This is a genomic window from Vagococcus vulneris (assembly GCF_003950515.1).
GTDB lineage: Bacteria > Bacillota > Bacilli > Lactobacillales > Vagococcaceae > Vagococcus > Vagococcus vulneris.
Genome location: NZ_NGJS01000031.1, coordinates 1 through 9,083, shown reverse-complemented (window position 1 = coordinate 9,083; position 9,083 = coordinate 1). Strand labels below are relative to the sequence as shown.

Below are 9,083 nucleotides of genomic sequence, written 5' to 3'. Positions count from 1 at the left end.
TTTCCATGTTGTGTGTGATAAACTTTGATTGTCCTTTTTCATAAGGGACCTCCTAAATGATTGATATTTCGTGGTCGGGAAACCAAATATATCTTATCATTTTAGGAGACTTTTTTTATACCACGCTGAAAGCTCTTCTGAACCACCCGCATAGCAGGTGGTTTTCAAAACATATAATAAAAAAGTACCGCTTAACATGAAAATGTCTCATGTTGTACGGTACTTTATTTTACCTATTCAATTACTTCAAATACTTCAATCAAGAGATTATCGTTTCTTTAACGATCTTTCTTCATTTCTATAATCAAAACCGACCATATAAGAACTACCAAATTCGTTTAAATCGATAAATCCTTTTTCAGATAAATATTTTTCAGCTTCATTAATATTAAACCCTTCAATTAGGCAGCTGTCAATACCTATCTCAGCTGCAGCACTCATCATATTGCCGAGAGCTATGTATGTTTGTTTAGATGCCCAATTAAATACATCTTGTTCAGTAGATAAGTTAAAAAAACAAAAGGCAACTTGCTTCAAATTTCTAAATAGTTTAATCTGATGGCTAAACAGCTTAAAATATCACCAATAAAAATCGACTTTAAAACATCATCAACTACTTCAGAGTTTTCCAAATATAATTTTTATCTTGTTCTGTTCAACGAATATACTTCTCTTTTTTATTTCCAGGTAAAAAGTAAATATCCATGACCATGTGACATTTATTTTCCATTTAAGAAAAGTCGTAAAAGCCAAAAATGTCTTTTGACCTTTACGACTTTTTCTATTAAATAAAATCAATTAAGTCATCAACAGGACTAAATTGATATCCATTACTTCGATAATAGTTGATAATCTGCTGCAGACTATCTGCTGAGGAGCCATAAATATCATGCATTAGAACTATACTATGCGGTAAAGACGTTCCTTCAACTTTTTTTATAATCGCATTGCTGTTTCGTGTTTTCCAATCCATTGAGTCAACATTCCACAAGACAATTTCCATACCGGTTACCGTTTTTACTTTATCATTGAGTGAACCATAAGGTGGTCTTAAAAGATAGGGTTCTTCACCAGTAATTTTTTCAATTTTTTTATTTGTCTCTAAAACTTCTTTTTTGATACCTGCATCATCCAATTTGATTAAATTTGGATGACTGTAACTATGATTTCCTATCACATGACCTTCATCATGTATTCTCTTTATCATATCAGGATGCGCATCGACCATAGACCCTAAAACAAAGAAAGTCGCTTTTACTTGGTTTTTCTTTAAAATATCTAAAACTTTGGCCGTACTTGTTGCATTAGGTCCATCATCAAAAGTCAACGACACCATTTTTTTATTTTTGATATCTGTAGGTATCCCCTGGTTCTTATCTACATTAGCAGCCAGTAACGCCATATCAGGAGAAAATTTATCTCGAATCATTTGACTTTTCAATTGGTGGAATTGTCGGTTCAATTCATGATACTCCATACTTGTCGGTTTCTTTACAATTTTCTTTGCTTTCACGTATTTTGAAACAGATGATTCCAGTGAAGTAATTACTTTATTTTGCTTTTGTGCGTTCGCAACTCCCGCAGCGACCATCTCTTTAAAGTGATCATCCGGTAATTTATCTACAGTTTGTTTCGCAGAAGTTATCTGTTTTTGTTCATCAGCTACTTTTAACACCGCATCATCTTGAAATTTATTATCTTTAAATGCCATATTTTCATATAAATTGCTTGTTTCTTCTAAACTGGTAATTTTCAAATCCAATATTTTAAGAAGTTTTTGATTTTGTTTAGTATTTTTTTCAGCCAATTCAACTTGATCTCTAGTTTCCTCATTAGATACATTCGGAATATTTTCCAACTGTTCTGAAGACTGTCTAGATAATTCTTTTGCTTGTTTAATATTCTTTTTCGCTGCTGCTACATTTAAAAAATCACTATCCATTGAATCATATGACTCGTTAATCAATTTTTGAAGTTGCTCATTATTCCGAGTGACTTCTGTCAATGCTGTTTCGGTATCATGACTCCTTTTAATAACAAATCCGATATAACTGGCCTCTGCTAACAAAACAATACCTAATACAATTGCTAACCATTTTTGCCATTTTCTAATTATCCCCAAATTAATACGCCAACCTTTACACTTTTTCTATAAAAAAATAAAACTACCTCTCAATCGACATAGTTTCATTTATACCTATTTCTGATTCTAACGTTATAGATTATCTTTTTCAAGTATATAGTTTACAAAATTATATAATTCTAATTAATAGAATCACGTTAAATACATTTTATAAAAAATATTTATTTTCAAATATATACCACCTTATTCTTATAAAAAAGGTAATATTTAATATTTTCTCAAGCAAAAAACTAAATTAAATTAAACTAATTTTATTGACAAAACAAAAATTGTTCTTTAAAATATTTTAGCAGTGCCTAAGGAGGCGATTAAGATGCAAAAAACATCTTTATTAAGTAACAAAGTTTATATATATATCTATTAAAACTTTGTTGAAAATATTTTATTTTCCTCAAAGTCATTCTTATTTTGAAAGAAGGAAAATAATCATGTTAACACCATATAATTATAATTATATTAAAGAACAAATAAGCTATTTAATTAATACTTATAAATCCGTTCAGGATATAAAGACGGTCACCACCATTCAGCAAACAACACTTGTTAAAATAGAACCTCTTTTAGGCTATAAGGTTGAAACCATAAAATCAGAATTAATGGATAAGTCGCTGACAAATGCGCGAGCAGAAAAAATTTATGCTTTTATAAAATCAAATGTTATACCCTTTAATCAACCTAGTAATAAGCAAATTCAAAAACTTTTCCGTAAAGTTAAAAAAATGCCTGTTCCAGATTGGGAAAAATTGGATTTAAGAGATTACACTTATTTGGGATGGGATGATCCAGGTACACAACGTAAATATATCATTTTACAGGATGTCGAACAACGACTTCAGGGTATATATGGTGTTATGGATTCACAAGTCATCAAAGGGGCCTGCTCAATTTGTCACCAGATAGGAAATGTTTCTTTATTTCTATCGACTGTAAATTCAGCAGGTGATGGAACTTATACAAAAAAAGGTAATTATATTTGTAAAGATAGCCACCTGTGCAATTTACAAATTCAATCTCCTGAACATCTTCAATTTTTTTATGATACTATCTCAAAATAAAAAAGAGCAGACTTTGTAGTGAACCCTAAAAGTTAGACTTTTAAGGAGTGGAGAAATCCACTCCTTTTTTGATGTTTCAAAATTAATATCTAAGCTACAAATTGTGTTGCTTTTCGAAATTGAACAGGGCTTTGCCAGTTTAATTTCTTTTTCATTCGTTTATTGTTGTAGTAGTAGATATAATCATCAATAGCTATTTTAAGCTCATCAAAGCTACGATAAACTTCACCGTGAAAAGTCTCTTGTTTTAAAAGACTAAAGAAATTTTCCATAGGAGAATTATCTAAACAATTCCCCTTACGGGACATACTTTGAAAGATTTTGTATTCCTTTAATTTACAACTATATGCTTTCATTTGATATGCCCAACCTTGATCTGAATGAAATGTTCTACGAAAAGGACAATCATTAGTTGTTTGAATGGCTTCTTCCAATCCTTCCATAATCGCAAGAGCGTTAGGTTTTTCAGAAACTTTATAAGATAAAATCTCACTGTTATATAAATCCATGAACGGATCTAAATAAAGCATTTTCTGACGGATTACACCATTGGTGTCTGCTTCGAAATACTTAAATTCTGTTGTATCAGTAGTAATTTTTTGATGGCAGACACTTGTGTAAAATCGTTGATGAATACGATTTTTGGCAACTGTACCAATCTTACCACGATAAAAACAATAGCGTCGTGATTTTCTAGTGTATGATTTCACTTCGATTCCTAGTTTTTTGATCAAACGTTGAACCTTCTTTTTGTTAACGTGAAAACCTCTATCCTTCAGTTCTCTTGTCATTCGAAGACAACCATAATCCTTATGTTCTTTTCGAATCTCTAATATTTTGTCTTCTATTTCTTGATCTGGATTTGAACGATTAAAGCGTTTCTGCCAGTACATGTAGGTTGATTTAGGGAATTTCAATGTTTCAAGAAGCTCAACTAATTTGAATGATCTTCGGAGGCTGTCGATGATTCTTGCGATTGATTCTTGCGTCTTTGTTGGGCTTCCTGTTTTCGCAGCTTCCTCAACTCTTTTAAAAAGACATTCTCAATTTGAAGAGAACGGACTTGCTTCTCTAATGCTTTGATACGTTCAAATTCTTCAGGTGTTACTTTCGAGATTTTTTTCTTTACCACTTTATTTTTCTTAGCCATATTAGACGGACGTCCTTTCGGGTTTGAAAGTCCCTCAATACCATCATCACGAAACTTGCGCACCCAAGTAGCAATCATCGGAGAATTATTGATGCCTAAGGCATTAGCCACCTCGCGATAGGACATTTCACTCGTTTGATATAACTCTATTGCATCTAACTTGAATTGAACAGAGTATTTTTGATTTTGCCTCTTTCGAAAGAGTCCTTCGTCATCAAATTCTTTATAAACGTTAACCCAATTTATTAGCTGTGATTTACTACCGACTCCATACTTTTTGGTTAGATATGCGTATCCTCCTTCTCCATCAAGGTATTTTTGAACAATTTTTATTTTAAATTCTAAATTATATTTTGCCATAAAAATAGCGACCTCCAAAAGTTAGATTTTTGGTCTAACTTTTGGGGGTCGCTTCACTTATCTGCTCTTTTTTTATAACCGTCGTAAAATCGTTATTGAGTTGTCAGATGAACAGAAATACTGATTTAATCCATCTCAACAGCACCAGTAGCCAATTGGTAATATAAACCCTTCTCCGCTAGAAGACTCTCATGATTACCACGTTCGATAATATGCCCATGATCCATTACCATAATAACATCTGCATTTTGAATTGTTGACAATCTATGTGCAATAACAAATACTGTACGTCCTTCCATTAACTGATCCATACCGCGTTGGACAATCATTTCCGTTCGTGTATCAATACTAGAAGTGGCTTCATCTAAAATCATTACAGGCGGATTAGCTATTGCTGCACGTGCAATAGCTAACAATTGCCTTTGGCCCTGCGATAAGCTGTCTCCGCTTCCTCCTATAACTGTTTCATACCCGTCCGGAAGTTTACTGATAAAATAATCAGCATTTGCTAAATTAGCAGCCGCATAAACTTCTTCATCTGTTGCATCTAATTTTCCATATCGAATATTGTCTTTAATAGTTCCGGTAAATAGATTTGTTTCTTGAAGAACGACACCTAATGATTTACGCAAAGATTGTTTATTAATCGTATTTACGTCAATACCATCATAGATTATTTTCCCATTTTGAATATCATAAAAGCGATTAATTAAATTAGTGATTGTCGTTTTTCCTGCACCCGTAGCACCGACAAATGCAACTTTTTGACCTGGTTTTGCATATAAATTAATATCAAACAAAATTTGTTTATTTTCATCATACGAAAAGTCAACGTGCTCAAATACAACATCTCCCGTTAATTTCGTGTACCGATAACTTCCTTCCGTTAAAGGTTCTTTCCACGCCCAAATGCCGGTGCGTTCACTAGTTTCAACTAAACCTTCTTGATGATTCTCAGTAACATTGACTAATGTCACTTGACCAGTGTCTAGTTCTGATGGTTCATCCATCAATGTGAAAATTCGCTTAGCACCAGCTAATGCTATAATCACAAAATTAATCTGTTGAGAAATTTGACTAATTGGCATATTTAAAGAACGACTTAATTGTAAAAATGAAGCAATCATACCGATTGTTAATCCACTGACTCCATAAATCGAAAATAAACCGCCAACTACTGCTACTAAGACATATTGAATATTAAGCAAATTCATCATAATCGGCATTAGAGTATTTGCATAAACATTCGCTTTTGTCGTGCTGTTTCTTAAATTCTCAGTAATAGTTTCAAATTCACTGACCACTTTTCTCTCATGATTAAATACTTTTACTACTTTCTGCCCATTAATCATTTCTTCTATATAACCATTTACACTAGCTAAATCCTTTTGCTGTTGACCAAAATACCTGCCGCTGCGGCCTGCAATAAACCTAATAGTCATCATCATTAATGTGACGGATAATGCCACAAACAAGGTAAGAGGAACACTAATTGTAAACATTGCGATAAAAGTACTGACAAAACTCACAAGTGCTGCAATTAAATTAGGCAGACTTTGCGACATCATCTGTCTTAACGTATCAATATCATTTGTATAGTGACTCATAACACTACCAAAACTATGTTGATCAAAATAGCGAATAGGTAATGTTTCCATATGATTAAATAACTGATCTCGAATCTGTTTTTGTGTACCTTCGCTAATTGTTACCATCATCATATTATAAATTAAATTTGAAATGACACCTACTGCATAAATCAAGCCCATTGTTGCAACAGCTTTCAATAGCCCAGTAAAATTCGGGTTAGCACTCCCGATTAGAGGAGTCACGTAATCATCGATAACCACCTGCAAAAAGAGAGAACCACGAACATTAGCAAAAGTACTTAACAAAATGAGGAACATGACAAAAACTAATCGCCAACGATAGGTAGTAAACATGAATTCAAAAATACGCTTCAAAGTACTTAATGGATTACCCTTATGGCCTTTATTCATGTTCACCAAACCCTTTCTGCTGAGATTCAAACACTTCTTGATAAATCATATTTTTTTCCAATAATTCAGTATGGTTGCCAATCCCATTAATTCTCCCTTGATCCATAACAATGATTTTATCTGCGTCTTGAATAGATGTAATTCTTTGAGCAATGATAAAAGTAGTCGTTCCAGGGATCTCTTTTTTTAAACCGTCTCTAATAAAACGGTCAGTTTTAGTGTCTACAGCACTAGTTGAATCGTCCATAATTAATATTTTTGGTTTCTTTAATAGAGCTCTAGCAATTGTTAAACGTTGTTTCTGACCACCAGAAACATTTGTGCCACCCTGTGTTAAAATCGTTTCATATTTGTCAGGGAGATCTTCAATAAACTGATCTGCCTGTGCGATTTGACAAACACGCTTTAAATCTTCATCAGTCGCCTTTTCATCCCCCCAACGAAGATTGTCTTTAATGGGGCCAGAAAATAAGACGTTCTTTTGCAATACCATTGCGACATTGTCTCGCAAAGTTTTCAAGTCATATTCTCTAACATCAACACCACCAATAGAAACACTGCCTTCTTGGACATCATACAATCTAGGAATCAATTGGACTAAAGATGATTTTGAGCTTCCAGTCCCACCGATAATACCGATCACTTCACCAGATTTTGCTGAAAAATTAATATCTTTTAAAATCTGTTTACTGTCATCATCAAGATAGCTGAAACCAACATTGCTGAATTCTACAGAACCATTCTGCACTTCATAAATTGGATTTTCAGGATTATGTAAAGTACTCTCTTCATTAATGACGTTTACAATACGCTCAGCCGAAGCTTTTGCAATAATAATCATCACAAAAACCATTGACAACATGTTCAGACTCATTAATATCTGTCCGGCATATGTAAACATACTTACTAATTCACCAGTTGTCATATCACCAACGACAATTAATTTAGCACCAACCCATGAAATTAAGAGCATCGCTGAGTACATACTAAATTGCATCAGTGGTGTATTAAATGCAACTATTCGTTGAGCTAAAGCATACTTTTTATACATATCTTTTGAGACATTTTCAAATTTTTTATTTTCAAAATCTTCACGTACATAGGACTTTACAACACGTATACCTTGTAAGTTTTCTTGAACAATTCGATTAAGATGATCATAAACCTTAAAAACTTTCTCAAAAACAGGAAATGCGAAACGAATAATTAAAAATAAACCAATAGCTAAAATCGGAATAATAATTAAAAATGTCCAAGCTAATCGCGTATTTATAACAAAAGACATAATCAAAGAAAAAATAAACATTAATGGACTTCTAATTAAAATACGTAGTACCATCTGATACGCATTTTGAACATTAGTTACATCTGTTGTTAATCTCGTCACTAATCCAGAAGTAGAAAATTTATCAACATTAGCAAAAGAGAAATCTTGAACTTTACTAAACAATTTATTACGTAAATTTTTAGCAAAACCGGCAGATGCAATTGCGGCATATTTTCCAGAAAGTGCCCCAAGAAATAAAGCCATCACAGCGAGCACTACTAAAAGTCCACCAATCTCTAAGATATGCTTGATACTTCCTTGTTCAATTCCCTTATCAATTAGCATAGCCATCACCAAAGGAATAATTATATCTAGAATAACCTCAAAAGTTACAAATACTGGAACAATCAAGGATGTTTTTTTGTATTCCTTTATATTACTTAACAACGTTTTTAACATAACAACCTCCTCGATCAATATTTTTGTGAATTTTTTCAATGACATTAAAAAAGACTTTTAATTCTTCTTCTGAAATATCCACACTTAATAATTGATTTATTTCAGAAAATATCAGATCTGTTTGAGAAGCATACTTCGTACCTTTATTTGTTAAGATAATTTCTTTCAAACGTCCATCATCCTTAGAAGTACTTCTTTCAATCATATCAGCTTTCTCCATATGCTGCAAAATACCGGTTGCTGTTGAACGGCGAATATTAAATTCTTGTTCGAGTTCACCTTGAAATACAACACCATTTTTTCCAATATAATTTATGAAGAAAGTCTGCATCGGTGACAATTCTGAATCATTTGTATACGATAAGTATTTATTAATATACCTAAAAATATCGTTTGATAAATTTTTTATTTGAATACCGATTCCCTTTTGACGCAACTCTGCTTCCCCCCTTGATTTTCGTTAGGTAACTAACATATTTTAAATAAAAAAAAACGAAGGAACATTCCTTCGTTCACTGCATTACTCCGGCAGTAGGACTCGAACCTACGACATCATGATTAACAGTCATGCGCTACTACCAACTGAGCTATGCCGGATAACTAATAAAAGCACGGCACCGTCCTACTCTCACAAAGGGAAACCCTTCAC

Annotated in this window: 7 protein-coding genes and 1 tRNA gene; 1 reads left to right on the top strand and 7 read right to left on the bottom strand. The window is 32.8% G+C overall.

Features of this window, described 5'->3' with window-relative positions:
• Positions 1–267: 267 nt before the first annotated feature.
• Both CBF37_RS11295 and CBF37_RS11290 read right to left on the bottom strand, forming a co-directional pair.
• Positions 268–537 (bottom strand): nitroreductase family protein, encoded by a 270-nt coding sequence (locus CBF37_RS11295; RefSeq protein WP_240626717.1) that lies wholly within the window; start codon positions 535–537, stop codon positions 268–270.
• Positions 538–784: 247 nt separating this feature from the next.
• A complete protein-coding gene (locus CBF37_RS11290) occupies positions 785–2,122 on the bottom strand; it encodes a polysaccharide deacetylase family protein (RefSeq protein WP_125984857.1) in 1,338 nt (445 codons plus the stop codon).
• 449 nt (positions 2,123–2,571) lie between these two features.
• Between CBF37_RS11290 and CBF37_RS11285 the strand changes: the two genes are divergently transcribed.
• Positions 2,572–3,198: a FusB/FusC family EF-G-binding protein gene (locus CBF37_RS11285; protein ID WP_125984856.1), complete on the top strand. Its 627-nt coding sequence runs from the start codon at positions 2,572–2,574 to the stop codon at positions 3,196–3,198.
• A gap of 89 nt (positions 3,199–3,287) precedes the next feature.
• Here CBF37_RS11285 and CBF37_RS12005 read toward each other — a convergent pair.
• The 5 genes from CBF37_RS12005 to CBF37_RS11260 form a co-directional block, all read right to left on the bottom strand.
• A protein-coding gene (locus tag CBF37_RS12005) for an IS3 family transposase (protein ID WP_420824177.1) occupies positions 3,288–4,708 on the bottom strand; the annotation gives its coding sequence in 2 pieces (ribosomal slippage) (positions 3,288–4,231 and positions 4,231–4,708; 1,422 coding nt in all).
• A 125-nt stretch (positions 4,709–4,833) separates the two neighbouring features.
• Positions 4,834–6,708 carry an ABC transporter ATP-binding protein gene (locus CBF37_RS11275; RefSeq protein ID WP_125984854.1) on the bottom strand — a complete coding sequence of 625 codons (1,875 nt, stop codon included), beginning with the start codon at positions 6,706–6,708 and terminating at the stop codon, positions 4,834–4,836.
• Complete coding sequence (locus tag CBF37_RS11270; RefSeq protein WP_125984853.1) at positions 6,701–8,434, bottom strand: ABC transporter ATP-binding protein; 1,734 nt, start codon at positions 8,432–8,434, stop codon at positions 6,701–6,703. The genes CBF37_RS11275 and CBF37_RS11270 overlap by 8 nt, the downstream gene beginning before the upstream one ends.
• A complete protein-coding gene (locus CBF37_RS11265) occupies positions 8,412–8,870 on the bottom strand; it encodes a MarR family winged helix-turn-helix transcriptional regulator (protein ID WP_125984852.1) in 459 nt (152 codons plus the stop codon). Before CBF37_RS11265 ends, CBF37_RS11270 begins: the two co-directional genes overlap by 23 nt.
• 87 nt (positions 8,871–8,957) lie before the next feature.
• Positions 8,958–9,031: transfer RNA gene (locus CBF37_RS11260), tRNA-Asn, on the bottom strand.
• Between the last annotated feature and the right edge of the window lie 52 nt (positions 9,032–9,083).

Excerpts from the sequence above, each read along its gene's own strand:
- CBF37_RS11285 (WP_125984856.1), top strand. The coding sequence starts at position 2,572 with ATGTTAACACCATATAATTATAATTATATTAAAGAACAAATAAGCTAT.
- CBF37_RS11275 (WP_125984854.1), bottom strand. The coding sequence starts at position 6,708 with ATGAATAAAGGCCATAAGGGTAATCCATTAAGTACTTTGAAGCGTATT.
- CBF37_RS11270 (WP_125984853.1), bottom strand. The coding sequence starts at position 8,434 with ATGTTAAAAACGTTGTTAAGTAATATAAAGGAATACAAAAAAACATCC.